General features: G+C 56.1%; 20 protein-coding genes and 2 tRNA genes. 13 read left to right on the forward strand and 9 right to left on the reverse strand.

What is annotated here, in order from left to right:
• The coding region (gene dapF / locus ACESNI_RS09690; RefSeq protein ID WP_373086384.1) for a diaminopimelate epimerase at positions 1–489 on the reverse strand (489 nt) is incomplete at its 3' end.
• A 95-nt stretch (positions 490–584) separates the two neighbouring features.
• Between dapF and ACESNI_RS09695 the strand changes: the two genes are divergently transcribed.
• Positions 585–660 (forward strand) — tRNA-Lys (locus ACESNI_RS09695).
• Between the two features lie 127 nt (positions 661–787).
• On the opposite strand, the gene ACESNI_RS09700 is transcribed toward ACESNI_RS09695, so the two are convergent.
• On the reverse strand, positions 788–2,119 hold the full coding sequence (locus tag ACESNI_RS09700) for an ABC transporter substrate-binding protein (RefSeq protein WP_373086386.1): 1,332 nt from the start codon (positions 2,117–2,119) through the stop codon (positions 788–790).
• A gap of 559 nt (positions 2,120–2,678) precedes the next feature.
• On the opposite strand from ACESNI_RS09700, the gene ACESNI_RS09705 reads away from it, so the two are divergent.
• Positions 2,679–2,951 carry a YrhK family protein gene (locus tag ACESNI_RS09705; protein WP_373086388.1) on the forward strand — a complete coding sequence of 91 codons (273 nt, stop codon included), beginning with the start codon at positions 2,679–2,681 and terminating at the stop codon, positions 2,949–2,951.
• Positions 2,952–2,991: 40 nt separating this feature from the next.
• Here ACESNI_RS09705 and ACESNI_RS09710 read toward each other — a convergent pair.
• Positions 2,992–3,078 (reverse strand) — tRNA-Leu (locus tag ACESNI_RS09710).
• A gap of 129 nt (positions 3,079–3,207) precedes the next feature.
• A complete protein-coding gene (locus tag ACESNI_RS09715; protein ID WP_373086390.1) occupies positions 3,208–3,981 on the reverse strand; it encodes a competence/damage-inducible protein A in 774 nt (257 codons plus the stop codon).
• A gap of 119 nt (positions 3,982–4,100) precedes the next feature.
• Here ACESNI_RS09715 and sfsA point away from each other — a divergent pair, with 119 nt between their 5' ends.
• The 4 genes from sfsA to purB all read left to right on the forward strand — a co-directional run bounded on the left by sfsA (position 4,101) and on the right by purB (position 7,865).
• Positions 4,101–4,802 (forward strand): DNA/RNA nuclease SfsA, encoded by a 702-nt coding sequence (gene sfsA, locus ACESNI_RS09720; RefSeq protein WP_373086391.1) that lies wholly within the window; start codon positions 4,101–4,103, stop codon positions 4,800–4,802.
• A gap of 50 nt (positions 4,803–4,852) precedes the next feature.
• Complete coding sequence (gene map / locus ACESNI_RS09725; RefSeq protein WP_373086393.1) at positions 4,853–5,677, forward strand: type I methionyl aminopeptidase; 825 nt, start codon at positions 4,853–4,855, stop codon at positions 5,675–5,677.
• Between the two features lie 183 nt (positions 5,678–5,860).
• Positions 5,861–6,442 carry a DNA repair protein RadC gene (gene radC / locus ACESNI_RS09730; RefSeq protein ID WP_373086394.1) on the forward strand — a complete coding sequence of 194 codons (582 nt, stop codon included), beginning with the start codon at positions 5,861–5,863 and terminating at the stop codon, positions 6,440–6,442.
• 127 nt (positions 6,443–6,569) lie between these two features.
• The gene (purB, locus tag ACESNI_RS09735; RefSeq protein WP_373086395.1) at positions 6,570–7,865 is read left to right on the forward strand and encodes an adenylosuccinate lyase; all 1,296 of its coding nucleotides are present in this window, start codon (positions 6,570–6,572) and stop codon (positions 7,863–7,865) included.
• A gap of 21 nt (positions 7,866–7,886) precedes the next feature.
• Here purB and asnB read toward each other — a convergent pair whose 3' ends face one another.
• Positions 7,887–9,422: an asparagine synthase (glutamine-hydrolyzing) gene (gene asnB, locus ACESNI_RS09740; protein WP_373086396.1), complete on the reverse strand. Its 1,536-nt coding sequence runs from the start codon at positions 9,420–9,422 to the stop codon at positions 7,887–7,889.
• Between the two features lie 45 nt (positions 9,423–9,467).
• Positions 9,468–9,791, reverse strand: coding sequence for a DUF1476 domain-containing protein (locus tag ACESNI_RS09745; protein WP_373086397.1), 324 nt, complete (start codon positions 9,789–9,791; stop codon positions 9,468–9,470).
• A gap of 300 nt (positions 9,792–10,091) precedes the next feature.
• Here ACESNI_RS09745 and purC point away from each other — a divergent pair, with 300 nt between their 5' ends.
• From purC to grxD, 6 genes are read left to right on the forward strand one after another with little or no spacing between them, the layout of a single operon-like run.
• Entirely contained in the window at positions 10,092–10,856 is a 765-nt protein-coding gene (purC, locus tag ACESNI_RS09750; RefSeq protein ID WP_373086398.1) for a phosphoribosylaminoimidazolesuccinocarboxamide synthase, read from the forward strand.
• A gap of 42 nt (positions 10,857–10,898) precedes the next feature.
• On the forward strand, positions 10,899–11,141 hold the full coding sequence (purS, locus tag ACESNI_RS09755) for a phosphoribosylformylglycinamidine synthase subunit PurS (protein ID WP_373086399.1): 243 nt from the start codon (positions 10,899–10,901) through the stop codon (positions 11,139–11,141).
• Positions 11,142–11,158: 17 nt separating this feature from the next.
• Positions 11,159–11,848, forward strand: coding sequence for a phosphoribosylformylglycinamidine synthase subunit PurQ (gene purQ / locus ACESNI_RS09760; RefSeq protein ID WP_373086401.1), 690 nt, complete (start codon positions 11,159–11,161; stop codon positions 11,846–11,848).
• An 8-nt stretch (positions 11,849–11,856) separates the two neighbouring features.
• Positions 11,857–14,058 (forward strand): phosphoribosylformylglycinamidine synthase subunit PurL, encoded by a 2,202-nt coding sequence (gene purL, locus ACESNI_RS09765; RefSeq protein WP_373086402.1) that lies wholly within the window; start codon positions 11,857–11,859, stop codon positions 14,056–14,058.
• Between the two features lie 11 nt (positions 14,059–14,069).
• A complete protein-coding gene (locus ACESNI_RS09770) occupies positions 14,070–14,306 on the forward strand; it encodes a BolA/IbaG family iron-sulfur metabolism protein (protein WP_373086403.1) in 237 nt (78 codons plus the stop codon).
• A 31-nt stretch (positions 14,307–14,337) separates the two neighbouring features.
• On the forward strand, positions 14,338–14,676 hold the full coding sequence (gene grxD, locus ACESNI_RS09775; RefSeq protein ID WP_373086404.1) for a Grx4 family monothiol glutaredoxin: 339 nt from the start codon (positions 14,338–14,340) through the stop codon (positions 14,674–14,676).
• 36 nt (positions 14,677–14,712) lie between these two features.
• Here grxD and prfB read toward each other — a convergent pair.
• From prfB to ACESNI_RS09790, 3 genes are all read right to left on the reverse strand, one after another.
• Positions 14,713–15,826 (reverse strand): peptide chain release factor 2 gene (prfB, locus tag ACESNI_RS09780; RefSeq protein WP_373086405.1). Its coding sequence is split into 2 segments (ribosomal slippage): positions 14,713–15,756 and positions 15,758–15,826, totalling 1,113 coding nucleotides; the frame shifts between segments, so codons are not numbered across the junction.
• Between the two features lie 54 nt (positions 15,827–15,880).
• Positions 15,881–18,316, reverse strand: coding sequence for a penicillin-binding protein 1A (locus ACESNI_RS09785; protein ID WP_373086406.1), 2,436 nt, complete (start codon positions 18,314–18,316; stop codon positions 15,881–15,883).
• 112 nt (positions 18,317–18,428) lie between these two features.
• A complete protein-coding gene (locus ACESNI_RS09790; RefSeq protein ID WP_373086407.1) occupies positions 18,429–19,631 on the reverse strand; it encodes an N-acetylmuramoyl-L-alanine amidase in 1,203 nt (400 codons plus the stop codon).
• Positions 19,632–20,142: 511 nt separating this feature from the next.
• Between ACESNI_RS09790 and ACESNI_RS09795 the strand changes: the two genes are divergently transcribed.
• The gene (locus ACESNI_RS09795; RefSeq protein WP_373086409.1) at positions 20,143–22,812 is read left to right on the forward strand and encodes an Rne/Rng family ribonuclease; all 2,670 of its coding nucleotides are present in this window, start codon (positions 20,143–20,145) and stop codon (positions 22,810–22,812) included.
• Positions 22,813–22,836 lie beyond the last annotated feature (24 nt).

The following is a 22,836-nucleotide window of genomic DNA, read 5'->3' on the forward strand; positions in this document are numbered from 1 at the left end:
AAAGCGGACGCAATGCGGATTGCCCATGCCAACGGCCACTGGATCGCCCGTCAAGGGCAAGTGCAGGGTTTCCACTTCCCGCGCCAAGGGAACCTCGCGCCAGTCCAGTTGCGGCGGGCCCATGTTGACCCAGACTTTGCCATCATCCAGCCGTCTGGCCAAAAGAATGCCCCGGGCGGTGGTCAGGCTGACCTGATCCAGCCCCAAGTCACGCATCATATGGTCAGCCACGCAACGGGTGGCATTGCCGCAGGCTTCGGCCTGACTGCCGTCGCTGTTCCAGAACACCAGACCAAAGTCGGTATCCAAGCTATCCGTAATCTCGGCCAACTGGTCAAAGCCGACGCCACGGTTCCGGTCGCCCAGCGCCCGCGCGAGCCAGGCCGTGATCATCGCCCCGCGCCCACGCCGGTCGATCACCACAAAGTCGTTGCCCGCGCCATGCATTTTCATGAACGGCAGGCCGGATGCATCTGCGTTATCCTTCATTCCCCGGCGTATACGCCCAGCGGCCCGGTTTTGCCAGAGCCGCACGTTTTTGCCCTTGACCCTACGGGCGGGCTTGCCTAATCACGCGGCTCGTGGGGCCGGTAGCTCAGTTGGTAGAGCAGCTGACTTTTAATCAGCGGGTCACAGGTTCGAATCCTGTCGGGCTCACCATTTGCATCCAGAGTACTGGATTATTTTCTATATTTTCTCGGAAATCTGCATGCTTTGGTGAGGAGGCGCGCTGACGGCTGACGTAAAGTCAGCATTATCTCGCCCGATATAATAAATTGCCGCTGACCTACTGTAGTTCGAAATCCCGGGCGAGATTTTCCGCTTTCTCGGCATCCGCAACAGACATCTGGCTGCGCAGAAACAGTTCTTTTTCGGAAGAGGCCTCGACGCCTTCGCGCTTGGCGAGGATCGCCCATTTCAGCCCCTCAATATTATCTTTCGGAACCCCCTGCCCTGTGGCATAGCGAATGGCCATTTTATCCTGCGCCTCGCCATAGCCGAGCATGGCAGAGGATTTAAACCATTTTGTCGCTGCCATTTCATCCCGCTTCACGCCGTAACCGTCCCGGTAATATTTGCCAAGACTGTACTGTGCGCGGGCGAAGCCTGCAGTTGCGGCCATCTCGATGCAATGAAAGGCCTTCCCGGGATCTTCGGGCACACCGATCCCATATTCATATATTTTTCCGAGTGTGTGCCAGGACGCGGGGAAGTTTTTTGCGCCCACTTGTTGCAGAAGCTGGCGCGCCTTTGCCCCGTCTCCATTCTCCAGCAGACGTAGCGCCTGATTATGCAGGGCCGGCGGATAGCCGGAATTGAGCGCGCGGTCGTTCCAGTATTTTGCCCGCGTTGCGTCCGGCGTCACACCACGTCCATCTGTATACATCACGGAAAGATTGAACGCCGCCTGGACATTTCCGTCCTGCGCCAATCTCTCCCATATCGCGAAAGCTTCGGTGAATTCGCCCTGCCGGTAACGGCTTGCCCCGTCTCCGGTTCCGCCTGCCTCGGCCGACAAGCGCTCCTGCCGGATCTTGAACAGGGTGATGAGCCGGTCAATGCCCTCATTCTGTAATATCTCGCGGAAATCCTGATGATGCGTCAGGGCGACACTCGTCCCGTTGATGATCAGGTCAATGATAAATGGCCTGTGCTCGAACTCGCGGACACGCCAAAGAATGGAGTCCGCTGGGCGGCCGCGCCGGAGCAGCCGACTGTGGACGAAGCTATCCAGACCGCCTTTTTCCGAGACGGAGACGATGATAAAGGTGTCGCCGGGATAGCCGCCGAATTCGGCGCCGTAGGAGCGGATGAAAAAATCCTTAAACAGGCCGGTAAATTCAGTCCGCTGCTTATCCGGCACTGTGCCCCACGTCGGGCCAACGACGAACTCAGTGATATAGCCAAAGTGGAAATTGTTGGCGATCAGGGAATATAGTTTTCTTTCCCGTACTTCCAGCGGCGTGGTCTCTTCGGACAAAATGCTATCGGCATGGTCGGCGACGGCATTAATCAGGGAACGGGCACGCGTGACCTGATCCGCCGCAATTCCGGGCGGGATGGTGAGACAGATAAGGACAAGACCGAGGCTCGCCCCGACCATTCGATAAAACAACAATTCCCAATCCTTAAAGACTAGTCCTATCTAAACATTGACAAAAAATAGCAAAAAGCAACATTTATTATGATTTTGGCATATCATCAGGCTATGAAAGGCTGATATTTAAGTGCGCATTAGGCGCGGTGCTGGCAGGTGACTTTCGGGCAAATAACCCCAAGATTACCGGCCCAACTGACCGTAAGCCGGCAATTCGAAAAAGAGGGCCTGTATTCGGCACCGATTGTAATATACATGGCTACTCGTAGCTGAACTAAATATTTGTTTTATATAAGTAACGTAGAATACGCTAAAATCACTATGAAGGATAATATGTCATCTGCTTCGTATGATTCAAGAGAGGCTGCAAGGTCGAACTGATGATCTGTAAAATGTTGAATCAAATTATATCAATAGGCAAGGCTTATGGTTGAGAACAGGTCAAAAGGTTTCTGTAAATGAGCCAAACAGTACGGGTCATCATTATGAGATTAAAGGGCGTAACACTTCTTGCCCTCTGGATGACGACCGTGGCGGGTACAAGGACCCTTTTACCTAGATTGGCACAGGGAGATCAATCATGAAGCTTTTTAATGCAGACAATCATACAAAAAGCGACAGGCACAAAAAAATCTATGCGTTCTACACGCTTGCCTACACAGTCGTTGACTTCTCGGCCGCACTTTTTTTCATTGTGGGAAGCCTCCTCTTTTTCCATGGGAGTACGACATATATCGCTACGTGGCTGTTCCTGATTGGATCGATTTTCTTTGGGCTACGCCCGACCACAACCTTGTTGCGCGAGCTAGCCTACATTCGCGCAGGCGATTATAAAGATGTTCAAACAAGTTGAACGTAAAAACATAATAAAATCAGTATATTACATAAAAAATTGGTGCCCGCACCCGGAATTGAACCGGGAAGCCCTTACGAGCGGCAGATTTTAAGTCTACTGTGTTTACCAATTTCACCATGCGGGCGGCCTCGGGCAACCTACTCAAACATCAGTTTTGAAACAAGGAGATAATGCCACTTGCCTGTCTTTTTTGCGCGGCACAAGACGGCATGGGCCGGGAGTGGCGACAGGCTACGGTATAGCTTCATCGATCTCAGCTGGTCTCGACAGCGGAGGCACCCATCTTTGTTAATTCCGTCATCAGGTGATCAAAGGCGGCGTTGAGTTGGTCGGCCTCAACAGAGCGCAGGACGAGGTTGGTCCCGACTTCTCCTTGCCTGAAATAGGGATAGGAGCCCATGGCGACGGTCGGATAGATTTTCTGCAGGATTCCGAGTTTTTCGGCGACGCGTCCCTCTGGCAGGCCCGCGCCAATCGTCCGGCTCAGCATCTTCGCGCCGCCAATCAGTCGCGGGATGATCTCCTCGAACATGGCCTGCATGATGACCGGCACCCCGGCCATGACGAAAACATTCTCGATCTGGAAACCGGGCGCCTTGCTGACCGGGTTGTTAATGAGGCTCGCACCGTCCGGGATGCGCGCCATGCGCTTGCGGGCGGTATTAAACTCGATCCCGCTGGTCTGGTAATGACGGGTCAGCAGCTTCATTGCCTCGGGGTGATAATCGATGTGGACGCCGAAGGCCGCGGCGATTGAATCGGCGGTGATATCATCATGGGTCGGGCCGATGCCGCCGGTCGTGAAGACATAATCAAACTTTGACCGGAGCTGGTTAACGGCGGCGACGATTTCCGCCTCGATATCCGGAATGATCCGCGCCTCGCGAAGCTGCACGCCAATTTCCGTCAATCGTTCCGCCAGATGGGCCATATTTTTATCCTGGGTGCGGCCTGATAAAATCTCGTCGCCGATAACAAGAATGGCGGCGGTAACGATCTTGGGGTGCGGATTTTGGGTATCAGACATCAGGAATTTCCGTTTTTCTGGACTAATGGTTGCCTCTGCCGTTGTCTTCACGATAAACAGATTACAGCTAGTATTAAGACATTTTCGGCGATGGGTCGATTTTTTTCAACGGGTTCAATATGCAATTCCCCTTTCCCCTGATCAAGGGTCGGCTGATACGCCGCTACAAACGGTTCCTGTGTGATATTGAACTGGCAACCGGCGAGACCGTGACGGCGCATGTCGCCAATCCGGGCTCGATGCTGGGGCTGAAGGATCCGGGAATGACGGTCTGGCTCTCTCCGGCCAATAACCCCAAGCGCAAGCTGCAATATAGCTGGGAACTGGTGGATGTTTGTGGTGATCTCGTCGGCATCAATACCGCGCTCCCCAATGCTATTGTCACCGAGGCCATTGAAACCGGTAAAATTCCCGAGCTTGATGGGTATGACACCCTTCGTCGCGAGGTGAAATACGGCGCCAATTCGCGCATCGATATTTTACTTGGGGAAGACGGTCGCCCCGATTGCTATGTCGAGGTTAAAAATGTGACTTTGAAACGTGGTGGAACGTTGGCCGAATTTCCTGATTCGGTCACTCTGCGGGGGACCAAGCATCTGGAAGAACTGGCGAATATGGTGCGGGGTGGACACCGTGCCGTCATGTTTTTCCTCATCCAGCGGGGCGATTGTGACAGTTTTTCGGTTGCCGCGGATATCGATCCGGCCTATGCAGACGCGTTCCGCGCCGCCATCGATGCTGAAGTTGAAATTTTATGCTACGACTGCCACATAACGACCAGTGAAATTAACATTGGAATGCCCCGAACAGTTATTCCTTAACTTGTTTTCGCCATAAAATGGGGTATAATTTACAAAACTGAAGAGCCATTATGAAATACGAAAACACCATTAACGCCGCCGATCGCAACACGGGGGTCATAAAACTTCATGGTCCGGAAGGGTTTGAGGGCATGCGCACCGCAGGCCGTCTCGCCGCCGAAACCCTTGACATGATTGCCGAACATGTGGTGCCGGGCGTCACGACGGATGAATTGAATACGCTCTGCCATGATTTCGTGGCCGAGCGCGGCGGCATCTCTGCGCCGCTCAATTACCGGGGATTCCCGAAATCGATTTGCACCTCGATCAATCATGTGGTTTGTCACGGCATTCCGGGGCCGAAAAAGCTGCAAAAGGGCGATATTGTCAATATCGATGTCACGCCGATTGTGGATGGCTGGCACGGCGACACCAGCCGCATGTTCATCGCCGGCAAGCCGAGTGTCAAGGCCGCCCGCCTGATCGACATCACCTATGAAGCCATGATGCGCGGGATCGATGTGGTCAAGCCGGGCGCAACCACCGGCGATATCGGTTATGCCATCCAGAATTACGCTGAAGGCAAGCGCTGCTCAGTGGTCCGGGATTTCTGCGGCCATGGGGTCGGCCAGGTTTTTCACGATGTTCCGAATATCGTGCATTACGGCACGCCCGGGGAAGGCATTGAGCTTCGCGCCGGCATGATCTTCACCATTGAGCCGATGATTAATCTCGGCACTTGGCAGGTCAAGGTGCTGGAGGATGGCTGGACGGCGGTGACCAAGGACCGCTCCCTCACCGCCCAGTTCGAGCATTCCCTCGGCGTCACTGACACCGGCTACGAAATTTTCACCAAATCCCCCCGCGGCTTCGATTTTCCGCCCTATGCCGTCTGACCGGCAAAAGGGAAAGACCAGTTTGGCGTTCCGCGAGTTGGACGCGCCAAGCTTCATGCCCGGATTTGAGGAAAGGCCGCAGGATGTCCCGTCGGGCGCGGACAAGCTCGGCCACCGGGAGCGGATGCGCGAACGGGTCCTGATCGCCGGGCCCGGAGCCTTGCAGATTACGAGATTCTCGAAATGCTGCTGTTCGCGGCCTCACCACGTCGGGATACAAAACCGCTGGCGAAATTGTTGCTCAAGACATTCGGTAGCCTGTCACGGGTTCTGAAGGCCGAGCCCGAAGCCCTTAAAAAGATTGATAATGTTGGCGACGCCGTAATCGCAACCCTGAAGGTTGCCGAAACTCTGGGCGAGAAATTACTGCGCAGCGAAATCGAGAAACGCAACGTTCTCGGGTCCTGGCAGGCTCTGCTTGAATATTGTCAGGGCACCATGGGTGAGCGATCGATCGAGCATTTCCGTATCCTGTTTCTCAATCACAAGAACCACCTGATTTCCGATGAGGTCCAGCAGTCCGGAACTGTCAACCATACGGCGGTTTACCCCCGCGAGGTGGTGAAACGGGCGTTGGAACTGGGGGCGACGGCACTCATTCTGGTGCATAACCACCCTTCCGGCGATACCACCCCGTCCAAGGCCGATATCGACATGACCGCCGAAATCGCGAGCGCCGCCGCGGCGCTGAATATAACGATCCATGACCACCTGATTGTCGGCGGCACCGAGAGTACCAGTTTCAAGTCGCTTGGGTTGCTGTAACGGCCGTCCGGGCCTGTTCAGAATTATTTGAGCTTTCCCTTAATCTATGCTAGTCAGCCGACTTCATGACCCTTGATAACCGGAAAGGTGCTTTCCGCCTTCCCCAATCCAGAAAGCAAGATCCAACATGATCCCCCGTTATGCTCGCCCGGGAATGACCGCCCTTTGGGAACCAGAAAGCAAATTCCGTATCTGGTTTGAAATCGAAGCCCATGCCTGCGATGCGCAGGCCAAGCTGGGTGTCATCCCTGAAGCTGCAGCCAAGGCAGTCTGGGAACGCGGCCAGTTCGATATCGACCGGATTGATGAGATTGAGCGCGAAACCAAGCATGACGTGATCGCCTTTCTGACCAATCTTGCGGAATATGTCGGCGATGAGGCGCGCTTCGTTCATCAGGGGATGACCTCCTCTGACGTATTGGATACCTGCTTTTCGGTGCAACTGACCAAGGCCAGCGACATTCTGCTGGACGATATGGATGCCCTGCTTACTGCCCTGAAGGCTAAGGCGTTGGCCCATAAGGATGATGTCTGCGTCGGCCGGTCCCACGGCATCCATGCGGAGCCGGTGACTTTCGGTCTTAAAATGGCTCAGGCCTACGCGGAATTCGCCCGCAATCGCGAACGGCTGGTCAATGCCCGCAAAGACATTGCCACCTGCGCCATTTCCGGCGCCGTCGGCACCTTTGCCAATATCGACCCTTACGTCGAAGAGCATGTGGCGAAAGCCCTTGGCCTCACGCCGGAGCCTGTCTCAACGCAGGTCATCCCGCGCGACCGTCACGCGATGTTCTTTGCGACCCTTGGCGTGATTGCCAGCTCGATTGAGCGACTGGCGACTGAAATCCGGCATTTACAGCGCACCGAGGTGCTCGAAGTCGAGGAGTATTTCGCGCCTGGCCAGAAAGGCTCCTCCGCCATGCCGCATAAGCGTAATCCGGTGCTGACGGAAAATCTGACTGGTCTCGCCCGGCTGGTGCGCATGGCGACGATCCCAGCGATGGAAAATGTCGCGCTCTGGCATGAACGCGATATCTCCCATTCCTCCGTTGAACGCGGCATTGGCCCGGATGCGACCATCACCCTCGATTTTGCCCTCGCCCGCCTGACCACGGTCATCGACAAGCTGGTAGTCTATCCCGATAATATGATGGCCAACATGAACAAGCTGGGTGGCCTGATCCATTCACAGCGGGTGCTGCTCGCGCTGACGCAGGCGGGTGTCAGCCGGGAGGATTCCTATCGTCTTGTCCAGCGTAACGCCATGCGGGTCTGGCGCGAGGGTGCCGACTTCATGGCGCTTCTTAAGGCAGATGATGAAGTAACAAAGGCTTTGTCAGACAAACAGATAGAGAGTGTATTTGATCTTGAGTATCATACAAAACATGTTGATACGATCTTCCGCCGGGTGTTTGGTGACTAGGAGGTTACACCACGGGTCGCCTCAGGCCATTGCCGCCTGCACACGGTCGGTGGAGTCCCATTTTCCAGCCATTTCCAGTATGCGGTCCGGGTTGATGAACTGTTCGCGCAGGATTTTTTCATAGAGCGCCCCTTCCGCGGCCCGGTCTATGTAACCGGACTTGCCGGTCAGCTTTTGCAGCGCCCCGCCAAGGGCATCGACGGTGCCGGAGCCTTCATCGAACTGGGCTTTCTTGCGCCAGACCAGTTCGGCGGGGAGCAGGTCGGCGCAGGCCTTGCGCAGGATCCATTTTTCCGTGGTGCTTCCCGTCGCCTCAATGATGGCAGGGTCCGTGCGACGCAGTTTCAGCGCTGCTGGCACTGACTGCGCATAATTGATCAGGTCGCGGTCGAGAAAAGGCGTCCGCGCCTCAAGGCTTTCCGCCATTGTCACCCGGTCCACCCGCTGCAGGTTGATATTATGCATGGTGCCGAGGGAACGGGTCAGTTCATCGGCGAGAGCACGTGGGTCATCAACATAGTCGTGATGATAAGTATAGCCAGCGAACAGCTCGTCCGCCCCCTCCCCGGTCAGCACCGCCTTGACATGCGCGCGCGCAAGGCGGGCCGCGAATAACGTCGGAATGGCGCTCCGGACGAGGTCAACATCGGCGCTTTCAAGGTGATAGATGACATGGGCGAGATTGGCCGCGAGATCGTCGGCGGTGAAGGCATATTCATGATGGTCAGAGCCGATATGATCTGCGACTTTGCGCGCCGCCAAAAGGTCGGGAGAGCCGGCCACGCCGACGGAGAAGGTTTTAAGCGGCGGCTTTCCGGTCTCAAGACAGATTTTCTGGGCGATGGCCGAGATGATGGAACTGTCGAGCCCGCCGGAGAGAAAACATCCAACCTCGACATCGGCGACCATCCATTTGGCGACAGCCTCTTCAAGAACGAGACGCAGTTCGCGGGCGGTGTGATCGATATTCAATGTCGGCTCTGCTGCTCCGGCGCCATGGGGCGTGCGATACCATTGCCGCCAGCCGTCGACGCTGTCATACAGCATTCCCGGCGGAATGGCGTCGATTTTGTCAACCTCGATCCCGTCAAAGGCTTTCAGTTCGGAGGCAAAGGCATGTCCGTCACCGATCTGGGCGATATAAAGCGGCTTGATGCCGAGCGGGTCGCGCGCAGCAATAATACGGTCGCGGGTCGCCAGCACAAAGACGAACATACCGTCAAGCTTGCTGATCCAGCGGCTTTGTCCGGTTCGGAACAGATGCAGGATCGTTTCACTGTCTGAGGCGGACTTGAAGATGCTCGGGCCGAGAATGGCGCGAAGTTCGGCGTGGTTATAGATCTCGCCATTGACGACCAGCAGGTCATCGATCTGGTGAATGGGCTGGTCCCCGTCCTCGGTTCCGATGATGGAAAGGCGGCAATGGGCCATAATGACCGGGGCGCCAGAAAGGCGGGTGACATTCACCGCATCGGGTCCGCGATGGGCGATCTTCGAGATCATCCGGCTCGCCAAGGTTTCGTCCCCGACATTCCAAAGACAGACAAAACCACACATCACAGACCTCCCAGTTGTATCAGTCAGTCCGGGAATATCTGACGATTATTGCCCGCTCGTGATCTGTTCGCGGGCCTTGCCCAACAGTTCTTCCATTTCGCGGCGAATCCGGTGGTCGGACATTTCAACATTCCCGGCATCAAGGTCTTTTCGGATTTTCCGAAAAACATCTTCATCGCCTTTTTCCTCCATATCCGCCACGATGACTTCCTTCGCATAGGCCTCGGCGTCGGGGCCCGATTTTCCCAGCAATTCCGCCGCCCAGATCCCAAGCAGTTTATTCCGCCGAACCGCGATTTTAAATTCTTGGCCCTGATCATGAACGAATTTGCTCTCTTGACCCTTTTTACGATCGTCGAATGATGCCATTTTTCTAGGTTCCCGGTCTCGTTGATACAAAGTAAAGTAATTAATTCAACTTGTTATCTCATCTTATACCTGAGATGGAGAGTGTCGCCTAGTCCTGCAAGTAATTTTGTATAAATTATACGACGTTTGCGTGACAGGAAATGTTGTGTTTGCCGGATTTCTGCATTATGTTCCGGCTTGCCTCGGCCGGACGCCGATGGCGACATCACAGACAGGGCTGTGTCCCTTATACGCAACCCCTGTTTATAATATTCACCCTTGGCGGTTTATCGCCTTTTCGACTAGCTGGAGTTATCATCCATGACCCGACGTAGACGCGTCTACGAAGGCAAGGCAAAAGTTCTTTTTGAAGGGCCGGAACCGGGCACCCTCGTTCAGTATTTCAAGGATGACGCCACCGCTTTCAACGGCGAGAAAAAATCAACTGTAACCGGAAAGGGCGTGTTGAATAACCGCATTTCCGAGCATTTGATGATCAAGCTCTCGGAAATCGGTATCCATAACCATTTTATCCGCCGTCTCAATATGCGCGAGCAGTTGATCAAGGAAGTCGAGATTATCCCGATCGAGGTCATCGTCCGGAATGTCGCCGCCGGCTCCATTTGCAAGCGGCTCGGGATTGCTGAAGGCACGCCCCTGCCCCGGACGATCATTGAATATTGCTTCAAATCCGACGAACTGAACGATCCGATCGTGTCAGAGGAGCATATCACCGCGTTTGGCTGGGCCAACCCGCTGGAACTTGATGACATCATGAGCCAGTCGCTCCGCGTGAATGATTTCCTGCTCGGCTTGTTCGCAGCTATCGGCATCCGGTTGATCGACTTCAAGCTTGAATTCGGCCGGTTATTCGATGGCGACGAGATGCAGATCATTCTCGCAGATGAAATCAGCCCCGACAACTGCCGCCTGTGGGATGCCGTGACCAGCAAGAAGCTGGACAAGGATCGCTTCCGCCGGGATCTTGGCGGTGTCGAGGATGCCTATCAGGAAGTCGCTCGGCGGCTCGGAATTCTGCCCGAAGGCGGTCCCGGTGACCTGCAGGGCACGACGTCAATTCAGTAGAGGCGCAGTAAATGCGCCTTTTTCTATCCAGATGAGGACGAGATGAAAGCACGTGTCTATATTTCCCTGAAAAACGGGGTTCTTGATCCGCAGGGAAAAGCCATTTCCAATTCTCTTCATGGGCTCGGGTTCACCGCCGTGGGCGAGGTTCGCCAGGGGAAAACCATTGAGCTGGACTTAGCCGATATGGCGAAGGATAAGGCCGAGGAGGAAGTCGAGCGGATGTGCCAGCAGCTTCTCGCCAATACGGTTATCGAGAACTATACCATCGAACTGCTTGATTGAGTCCGAAGGAGAGCATCATGAAGGCTGCTGTTATCGTATTTCCAGGATCGAACTGTGACCGCGACCTGAAAGTCGCTCTTGCCCAGTCCATGGGCCGTGACCCGGACATGGTCTGGCACGGTGATAGCGAGTTGCCGGATACCGACCTGATCGCCATTCCCGGCGGCTTTTCCTATGGCGACTATCTTCGCTGCGGGGCGATGGCGGCAAACTCACCGATCATGCGCGAAGTGGTACGCAAGGCCGAGGCCGGAACGCCCGTGGTTGCCATCTGCAACGGGTTCCAAATCGCTATGGAGGCCGGGATCCTCCCGGGCGCCCTATTGCGCAATGCCAACCAGAAATTTGTCTGCCATGATGTCGATCTGCTGGTCACGGCCGAAAATGAACGCTTTGTCGGCGGCTATGAGCAGAGTCAGGTAGTCCGCTTTGCCGTCGCCCATCATGACGGGAATTTCTACGCCGACGCAGAAACCCTCAAGGAACTGGAAGGCGAAGGCCAGGTTGCCTTTAAATATGCTACCGCCTCCGGCGAGGTGACGGCGGAGGCCAATCCCAACGGGTCCATGAATAATATTGCCGGGATCTATAACAAGGCGGGAAATGTCCTCGGCCTGATGCCGCATCCGGAGCGCATGATCAGCGAGATGTTGACTGGCACCGACGGCAAGACTTTTTTCGACCATCTCGTCCATTCGATTGTCTGAGTATTCATATGTCTGAAATTAGCAAAGAAATCGTTGCCGAGCATGGCCTGACCGAGGGTGAGTATGGCGAGGTTCTGACAATCCTCGGGCGAGCGCCTAACCTGACCGAGCTCGGCATCTTCTCGGTGATGTGGAGCGAGCATTGTTCCTATAAATCATCAAAAAAATGGCTCAAGACCCTACCGACCGAGGCCCCCTGGGTGATCTGCGGTCCTGGCGAGAATGCCGGGGTCATCGATATCGGCGACGGTCAGGCGGCCATCTTCAAGATGGAAAGCCATAACCATCCGTCCTTCATTGAGCCCTATCAGGGCGCCGCGACCGGCGTCGGCGGCATCATGCGCGATGTGTTCACCATGGGCGCGCGCCCGATTGCCAACATGAACGCACTCCGCTTCGGCCGCCCCGATCATCCTAAAACCGGGCATTTGCTTGCCGGTGTGGTCTCCGGGATTGGTGGCTACGGCAACTGCATGGGCGTCCCGACGGTCGGCGGGGAGACAAATTTCCACGCCTCCTATGATGGCAATATCCTTGTCAATGCGATGACGGTCGGCCTTGCCGAGGCGGATAACATCTTCTATTCCGCCGCTGCCGGGATCGGTAATCCGGTTGTCTATGTCGGCTCCAAGACTGGGCGCGACGGTATTCATGGCGCCACCATGGCCTCCGCCCAGTTTGACGATGACAGCGAAGAAAAGCGCCCAACTGTACAGGTTGGTGATCCGTTCACGGAGAAGCTTCTGCTGGAGGCTTGTCTTGAGCTGATGGCGACCGATGCCATTGTCGCTATTCAGGATATGGGCGCGGCTGGCCTGACCTCGTCATCGTTCGAGATGGCGGACAAGGGCGGCGTCGGGATTGAGCTTAACCTCGATCTGGTGCCGATGCGCGAAGAAGGCATGACACCTTATGAAATTATGTTGTCCGAGAGCCAGGAGCGAATGCTGATGGTCCTGAAACCGGGCCGCGAGGAAGAAGCGCGCCGGATTTTCACGAAATGGGAGCTCGATTTTTCGGTTATCGGCAAGGTCACCGACAGCGGCCGTATGGTGCTGACGATGCATGGCAAGACCGTCGCTGACCTGCCCGTCGCCCCGCTGGCCGACGCGGCGCCTGAATATGACCGGCCGTGGCAGAAAACACGGCTGTCACCGGTCATCCGGGCAGAGGACGTTGCGGCGCCCGCCGATCTTGGTGAGGTGCTGTTAAAGCTGATGGGCTCGTCGGAGATTGCCAGCCGCAAGTGGATCTGGGAACAATATGACCATATGGTCATGGGCGATACGATCCAGCGGCCGGGCGGCGATGCGGCGGTTGTCCGTATCCACGGCACCGGCAAGGCGCTGGCCATCACCACCGATTGCACACCGCGCTACTGCTATGCCGACCCGGAAACCGGGGGCGCACAGGCCGTGGCCGAAGCCTGGCGGAATATCACGGCAACCGGCGCCCAGCCACTCGCCATCACCGACTGCATGAATTTTGGCAACCCCGAGCGGCCGGAGATCATGGGCCAATTCGTTGGCTGTATCGACGGTATGCGCGATGCCTGCACTGTTCTTGATTTTCCAGTCGTTTCCGGGAATGTTTCGCTCTATAACGAGACCAACGGCACCGGCATTCATCCGACCCCGGCCATCGGCGGCGTCGGGCTGCTGTCGAACCTTGACCGGATGACGACCCTCGCCTTTAAAGAGGCGGGCGACATTGTCCTGCTGATCGGCACGCTCACCGGTGAGATGGGCCAGTCAATTTACCTGCGTGAGATCGAGGGCCGCGAAGAGGGGGCACCGCCACGCGTTGACCTCGCGGCGGAACGCTTGCATGGCGATTATTTACGCGAAATGATCGGCAAGGGCCTGATTACGGCCGCCCATGACCTCTCCGATGGCGGGCTTGGGGTCGCGCTTGCCGAAATGGCGATTGCCGGGAATATCGGCGCGGATATCAAGCTGGAAACAGAACTGCCGCTTCACGCAGCCTTGTTTGCCGAGGACCAGGGCTGTTATCTTGCCACCATCCGACCGGAGAATATTGAGATGGTCAGGGGATTTGCGCTCGCCGATGATATTCCCCTACACATTATTGGAACGATCGGTCATACTGAATTGAAAATTACGGGTGCCCTCACCATATCAGTAGACAGCCTGCGACAGGTACATGCGGGCTGGTTGCCCCGGTTAATGACGCGCCCCGGTAACGAATAGGAGTTTTATCCATGGCAATGGATGCAAGTGAAATTGAACGTCTGATCCGGGAAGGTATTCCGGATGCGAAGGTGGAAATCACCGATTTGCGCGGGGATGGCGATCATTATGCGGCGATGGTGGAATCAAAAAGCTTTGCCGGGTTGCCACGGGTCCGCCAGCATCAGATGGTGTATGAGGCGCTGAAAGGGAATATGGGCGATGCCCTCCATGCCCTCGCCCTGCAAACCTCGGTGCCCGAAAGCTGATTTTATTTTTTACATGAAGAAGGATCGATAAATGCTTGATCAGGTAACAAAAGACCGTATTTCCCAAGAAGTTTCCGGGAGTGACGTGGTACTGTTTATGAAGGGCTCCGCCGTTTTTCCGCAATGCGGATTTTCGGCAACGGTGGTCCAGATTCTCTCGCATATGGGGATCAAGTTCAAAAGCGTTGACGTGTTGAGCGATCCCGGCATTCGCGAAGGCATCAAGGAATATAGCCAATGGCCGACTATTCCGCAGCTTTATGTGAAGGGCGAATTTGTCGGCGGCTGTGATATCATCCGCGAGATGTTCGAAACTGGCGAGTTGCAAGAAGTGTTCGACGACAAACAGGTCGCCCGCGCTACTGCCTGACCGGTTCTGGCATCCGGTGGCTGCGGGAAGCGCCGATCAGGCAGCTTCCTCCCCACCGATTTTCTGCGCCAGAGCAGCGGCGAGATAATCGTCTAGATCCCCATCGAGAACGCCTTGAGCGTTGCCTTTTTCCACCCCGGTTCGGGTATCCTTGACCATCTGGTAGGGATGCAGGACATAGGAGCGGATCTGGTGGCCCCAGCCGATATCCGTTTGACCATCACGGGTTTCCTGCGCCTCGGCCTCACGGATTTTCAATTCCCGCTCATACAGCCGTGATTTCAGCATCTTCATTGCCTCAGCCCGGTTTTTATGCTGGGAGCGGTCATTCTGGCACTGAACAACGACATTAGTCGGGATATGGGTGATCCGGATCGCGGATTCCGTGCGGTTGACATGCTGTCCGCCCGCGCCTGAGGCACGATAGGTGTCAATGCGCAGGTCCTTCTCCTCTATTTCCACCTCGATATCATCATCGATCACCGGATAGACGCCGACAGAGGAAAAGCTGGTATGACGGCGGGCATTGGAATCGAACGGCGATATCCGCACCAGCCGGTGCACGCCGCTTTCGGTTTTCAGCCAGCCATAGGCGTTCGTGCCGGAAATCTCGATAGTGACGGACTTGATCCCCGCCTCTTCCCCGGCGCTTTCCTCCAGCACCTTAACTTTATGGCCATGCTGGTCGGCCCAGCGCATATACATGCGCAGCAGCATCTGGGTCCAGTCCTGTGATTCCGTGCCGCCGGCACCGGAATGGATTTCCAGATAACAGTCATTGGCATCAACCTCACCGGAAAGCATGCTTTCAAGCCGCCGCCGGTTAACATCGGCAAGCAGGATACCAAGCGCTTTTTCGGCCTCCTGCATCGTCTCCTCATCGTCTTCGTCCTCGGCCATGCCGATCAGCTCGATATTATCTTTGAGCTCTTGATCGATCCGGTTATAGCCGTTGAGGGCATTTTCAAGCGTTGTCCGCTCGCGCATTAAATTCTGCGCCTTGGCTGCGTCATTCCACAGATCCGGATCCTCGACGAGGGCGTTTAATTCCTCAAGCCGCCGGGTTGCATTTTCCCAGTCAAAGATACCTCCTCAGCAAGGCCATACCCTGCTGGATTTCATCGACCATCGACTGTTGTTCTGCACGCATGTAACACTCCACTCATCATAAAATTACTGGCGGAAAATAGTCTGGTTTTGCGGATCAGTAAAGACCGCCAGTGCCGGATCGGATCGCCTTTTGCGGGCTGTCCGTGGGTATGGTGGAAAAACCCTCGTCGGACCCGTCAAGCACATCTCTTTGAGATAATCGGTCAGTGGAGGTTTTGAAGGCCTCCAGTATGACGTTCCTGTCGCCGCGCTGGGCAGGCTCGCCGGTCTGGCCGTTGATTCGCACCAGTCGAATGCCTTCGGGTACACGGAACGGGGTTGCTGGCTTGTCCTTCAGGGCCACGGCCATGAAATCGCGGAAGATCGGCGCCGCGGCGGAGGCGCCTTGCTCATGCTTTCCCATGCTGCGCGGAGTGTCAAAGCCGACATAGACCCCGACGGCAAGATCAGGCGAGAAGCCAAGAAACCAAGTATCCTGGCTGTCATTTGTCGTACCGGTCTTCCCGCCAAGCGGCTTATTGATGACACTGACCGAGCGGCCGGTGCCGCGCTCAACCACGCCTTCCAGCATCGAGACCACCTGGTAGGCGGTCGTGGCCGGCAGGATCTGCTTGCGCGTATCGGGAAGCTCGGGCTCCGCCTGTTCCTCCCACTCCGCCACGTTACAGTCCGGGCAGGATCGTTCATCATGGCGGTAGATGGTTTTCCCACGCCTATCCTGAACACGATCGATCAACGTCGGCGTTACTTGCTTACCGCCATTGACCAGTTCCGCATAGGCGGTGGTCAGCTTAAGCAATGTCGTCTCCCCGGCACCGAGAGCCATGGACAATGTCTGCATCAGGTTGTTATTGATACCGAAGCGCTTGGCGTAATCAGCAACCGCCGCCATGCCGATGGCACGGGCAAGCCGAACCGTCATCAGGTTGCGGGATTTCTCGATCCCGAGACGCAAGGTGCTCGGCCCGTAAAAGCGGTTCGAATAGTTTGATGGTTTCCAGCGATCACCGTTGGCCTGGGTTAGCACGAATGGGCCGTCCATGATCTTGTCCGCCGGGGTGAAACCGTGATCAAGTGCGGCGGCATAAACGAAGGGCTTGAAGGCCGATCCGGGCTGTCGGTAGGCCTGAACCGCACGGTTGAATTCCGAGGCTTCGGCGCTCCAGCCGCCGACGAGAGCCAAAATCCGCCCGGTATGCGGGTCCATGGCGACAAGCCCGCCGGATATTTCCGGAATCTGTTCCAGACTGTAGCTGTTCTTGGGGGCATCATCCTTATCACGCGGCGCAACGGCGACAATATCTCCCACGGTCAGCACATCGGCAGGCTTTTCGATCTTTGGCCCCTTATCATCGACATCTATCAGTTTGCGCGCCCAGCTAAGTTCTGCAAGGGGGATCTCCCCGGTCGTGGTGTCGGAAAACCCGACGTCGGCTGTGTTCTTATCCAGCTTGAGCACGATGGCAAGTCTCCAGTCGCCAAGGCCTTTGGGCCGTGGGAACTGGGCGAGCTTGACGGTCCAGTCTTCGCCGACCTCGATGTTTGAGAACGCGCCGCGCCAGCCATGCCGGCGATCATAGTCGCGCAATCCGGCCCGCAGCATTTTCTCACCAAGTTTTTGCAGCGAGGTCTGCATCGTCATCCGGACCGAGAGGCCACCATCATAGAGCGCGGTTTCCCCATACAGGTCGTAGAGCTCGCGGCGGACCTGTTCGACGAACCATTCCGCGTTGATCACCTGGGCATCCCCGCCTTCTTCGGCCAGCAGCGGCGACAAGGTCGCCTGTTCCGCCTGCTCCGGCGTAATATACCCCTCTTCCAGCATGCGACCAATCACCCAGTTCCGACGGCCGACGGCCCGGTCAGGATGGGTAAAGGGATTATAGTTGTTGGGAGCCTTGGGTAGCGCACCGAGATAGGCCGCCTCGGCAATCGTCAGGCGGTTGAGCGGCTTATCGAAATAATACAGCGCCGCGGCAGCGACCCCGTAAGCCCGGTGACCGAGGTAGATTTCATTAAGATACAGCTCCAGCACCTGGTCCTTTGTGAGCGCCCGGTTGATCCGAAGCGCGAGCAAGGCCTCCTTCGCTTTGCGTTCGTAGGATACCTCATTGGTCAGCAGCATGTTTTTCGCGACCTGCTGGGTGATTGTCGAGGCGCCGACAAGCCGTCGTCCCTGCCCGAGATTTTTCAGGTTGGTCGCCGCCGCACGGATAATGCCCTGGAAATCGATCCCTGGATGACTGTAGTAATTCTGGTCCTCTGCGGCAATAAAGGCCTCACGAACAATCGGCGGGATGGCGTCGATCGGCACGAACAGGCGCCGCTGCCGCGCATATTCGGCAATCAGACTGCCATCCGCCGCGTGAACACGCGTCATCACCGGCGGCTCATAGCTGGCAAGCTGCTCGTATTTCGGCAAGCCCTTGCCGAAATGATAAAAGCCGTATCCGATTGCGCCGGCGGCAAGAAGGCCAAAAAACGCCAACAGGGCGACGGAGAACAGCAGAAATTTCAAAAAGCGACTCATACAGGCAAAATTCTCAGGAAAAAATTATCAGTTACAGAATATAGCGCGACAATACAACTTTTCTGCCGAAAATACGATGGCACCCAGCGAAAACGAAAATTTTATACCGTCTTCACGGATCGACGGCATCGAAATAGCCGGCAATGGCGTTGGCTATGGCTTGGGCAAGCCGGGTCTGGCCGTTCTGTGATTTCAGGATTTTCTCGTCCTCCCGGTTGGACAGATATCCAAGCTCGACGAGGACCGAGGGAACATCGGGCGCCTTCAGAACCCGGAAACCGGCAAAGCGATGGGATCGACCGCGTGTTTTCATGCCCGACTTTGCAATTTCGGGAATGATCATCTCGGCAACCTTGACCGAGAAATTCATCGTCTCGCGCTGGGCAAGGTCAATGAGGATGCCCTGGACCGTATCATCCTGAGCACTCAAATCGACGCCACCGATCAGGTCCGAACGGTTGGCGGTATGGGCAATTTCGGCGGCCTCATCGTCGGACGCGGTTTCGGATAGGGTATAGACGGTCGCCCCCCTGAAATCCGGACGACTGATCGAATCGGCATGGATGGAGATAAACAAGTCCGCTCCGGCCCCGCGCGCAACGGCAACCCGCTCACGCAGGCTGAGAAAGGTGTCGTCATTGCGGGTCATGATCGGGTGATAGGCGGGATTTTTGGCGAGAATACCGTTCAGCTTCTGCGCAACGCCGAGCGTTATGATTTTTTCAAACACGCCGCTCTGGCCAATCGCCCCGGGATCAATGCCCCCGTGCCCGGCGTCGATAATAACGATATGCTTTTTACCGGAAGGGGTCTGTACCGGGGGCTGCGGGGCCATCGCGACTTCTTTGGCGAGGGCTTCCTTGCGCCGTTCCCGCACCGCCGTCATGAAGCTCGCCTGGTCGGTTCGCTGAATGTCGATGAAGAAGCGATACGGCTTGCCCGCCGCCGGTGGTAGAATAACGCTGCGCAGGATCCGAACAGGACCGTCAACGTCCAGCACCACCCGCGAGGTATGCTTCTTAAACAGCCCATACCGGTAATTCTGGATAACTCCTTTTTGCCGCGGGGCGCTGTCGTCCGCCTGCCAGTTCAGTTCCGGCAGGTCGATGACAATCCGGTACGGCTCCGCCAGCAGAAAAACACTGACGTCCGGCTTCTCGCTCATTTCCAGCACGAAGCGCGTTTTGTCCTTATGCAGGCCAAGGCGGACAGACGTAACATCAATGACCGGCGATTTTGCCGCGAAACCGGGGGCAATGGAAACCATGCACAACAGCGTTGTCAATAAAACACATCGGAAAAAGCGATTAAACATATCCATATCCGGCTTTACGAAAATTTAAAGTCGTACTTCCCTGCTCGGCTACCGGGAGCTTATCCGGCCCAAACTAACGGTTTAGGGCCGCGTAATCAATCCGCGACCGGGCTTGTTGCCAATATTTTTTACTCTGCCGTCATTATTCGTTTGGTATGTGCCCCTTAAAGAAGCTATTATTATGGTGTGAGTTTCTGTGGTCAGCCCCTAAATTTCCAGTATGGAGACCGGGCGGCGCCGTTTCCGACAGCTTTTGCAGGCATTGAACCAAAATTCAATCCCCGGAGCGTCAGGCAGCAGCGCTTAAGACAATGCAGGGAAAGAATTTGAAACAGAGACCGTTCCTATCGTCAATGTTGATGACGGGTTCCGGCAGCTAGAAAACCATACCGATAAAATTTGGTCATGGTATGTCTTTTTTTTAAAGATTGTGAGGCGCCGACGGTTTCCATAGAAACAGGCTGATATTTTCTTACTCATAAGGGAGAGTATCCAGTCACGGAGCTAATATATGGCTACGCGTATGCTGATCGACGCGTCTCATGATGAAGAGACACGCGTCGTAATAGTGAAAGGTACCCGTCTCGAAGAGTTTGATTACGAGACGGCCTCAAGAAAACAGCTTAAGGGCAATATCTATTTAGCGAAAGTTACCCGGGTTGAGCCGTCCTTACAGGCGGCTTTCGTCGAATATGGCGGTAACCGGCACGGCTTTCTGCCCTTTAGCGAAATCCATCCCGACTATTATCAGGTTCCGGTTTCCGACCGCGAAGTCCTGCTTGAGCAGGAGGCGGCCGCCGAGCGCGCCGCCCATGCCGAGGAAGAAGCCGAGGATGACGCCAAATCCGCACAAGGCACAAATGGCAAGGAAGCGGAACAACCAGACACAGCCGAGGCCATGTCGGACAGGTCCCCGGAAGACGCTCATGACGATGATGACCGCCTCATTGACGATGAGGACGACGTCCCCGGCGGTCTCGAAGTGGTCGGCCAAGACGACGATAACGATTATGTCGAGAATCTCGGCGGTGAGGATGATGTCGAGCCCCGCCGTCAGGCCCCTACCCGCCGCAACTATAAAATTCAGGAAGTCATCAATCGCCGCCAGATCCTTCTGATCCAGGTGGTGAAGGAAGAACGCGGCAACAAGGGCGCCGCGCTGACAACCTATATTTCGCTTCCAGGACGTTATAGCGTTCTGATGCCGAACACCGGTCGTGGCGGCGGGATCAGCCGCAAGATCAGCAACCCGGCTGACCGCAAGCGACTCAAGAAAATCGCAACCGAGTTGGATGTGCCGGACGGAATTGGCGTCATCATTCGCACCGCCGGTCTCAGCCGGACCAAGGTCGAGATCAAGCGCGATTATGAATTCCTGATGCGGGTCTGGGACGACATCCGCGAACTCACCCTGAAATCTATCGCCCCCTTCTGCGTATATGAAGAGGCGAACCTGATCAAACGCTGTATCCGCGATCTCTATACCAAGGATGTCAGCGAGATTTTGATCGAGGGCGATGAGGGCTATCGCGTGGCCAAGGAATTCATGCGCAAGCTGATGCCGAGCCATGCCAAGAAGGTACAGCCCTATAAGGACAAGATCCCGCTTTTCCACCGGTTCCAGGTCGAGCAGCAGTTCGCCTCCATGTATCATCCGGAAGTGCATTTGAAATCCGGCGGCTATATAGTTATCAACCCGACGGAGGCGCTTGTTTCCATCGACGTGAACTCGGGCAAGGCAACGCGCGAGCGCAACATCGAGGATACGGCGACCAAGACCAATCTTGAGGCAGCGGAGGAAATCGCCCGGCAATTGCGCCTGCGGGATCTTGCCGGCCTGATCGTCATCGACTTTATCGACATGGACGACAACCGCAATAATAAGGCGGTTGAGCGGCGGGTGAAGGATTGCCTTAAATCCGATCGCGCCCGTATCCAGGTGGGCCGCATCAGCCCCTTCGGCCTGATGGAGATGTCGCGGCAGCGTCTGCGGCCGAGCTTCCTTGAGACCAGCACCAATGTCTGCCATACCTGCGGCGGCTCCGGTTTTGTTCGTTCGATTGAATCGACCGCCCTTCTCATCATCCGCACCCTGGAAGAGGAAGGCGTCCGCGAACGTAGCGCCAAGATTACCGCAACCGTGCATACGGACGTGGCGATCTATCTGCTCAACCAGAAACGCGCGGTTATCCAGGAACTGGAAAATCTCTACGGCATGACGATCCTGATCCTTGCCGATCCAACAACCAATCTCAATGATCACGAGATCGAGCGTGAAAAAGGTAAACCCGGCGACCTCACCCCGGTGGTGCGCGATACAACATCGACACCCTACGAGATGAATGACGCCGATGAGGCCATAGACGTCGACACGGACGACGACGAAGAAGAGACCACAACCAACGACAGCAACGAGGACGATAGCGGTGCCCCGAAACGGCGGCGGCGGCGGCGGCGGCGCAAGCCACGTGATGAAAATGCAGTTGCGGCGGCGCAAACCGGTGGCGAAGAACAGGTGGCGGAAGCGACCTCCTCCTCCAGCAGCGACGACGAGGATGAAAATGGTGAGCCCCGGCGGCGACGGCGCGGTAAACGCGGCGGACGGCGGCGGTCTCGTCCGGCCTCCTCAGAGGAGACGGGCACAGATAGTGCAACAGAAACTGCGACAGACTCTGCAGATACCCCCGCTCCCGCAGTATCGGAGCCTTCTGAGACGGTAGAGATTCCGATCACCACATCGGCAGAAGTAGCCGTGGACGCGGAGGCCCCGACAGCACCAGAAGAAGAGGCCGAAAAGAAACCGGCTCGTCGCCCACGGCGGAAAAAGGCGGTTGCGACAGATACATCCGAGGCGGCGGTCCCGGAAACAGCAGCAACTGAAACGGCAGAGGATGCACCTGCCGCACCGGAGGCCGCGGTTGCGGCCGACCGGACCGATGCAGACGATACCAAAAAGGTGCGTCCCCGACGTCGTAGAGCCGCGCCTAAGAAAACTGACACGGATTCTGACGGGACTGATACGCCCCCGGCACCTATAACAACTGAGCCGACGGCAATCGTTGCGGAGCAACAGGTTGAAATGCCAGTACAGGCCTCAACGACGGATGAAAAAGAAGATCCGGCGCCAGCCGCAGACGAAAAGCCCAAACCGAAGCGTAGCGGCTGGTGGCGACGCGGCTGATCAGGCTCTATAAGATGACACCGA

This window comes from Sneathiella sp. (assembly GCF_041689005.1).
GTDB lineage: Bacteria > Pseudomonadota > Alphaproteobacteria > Sneathiellales > Sneathiellaceae > Sneathiella.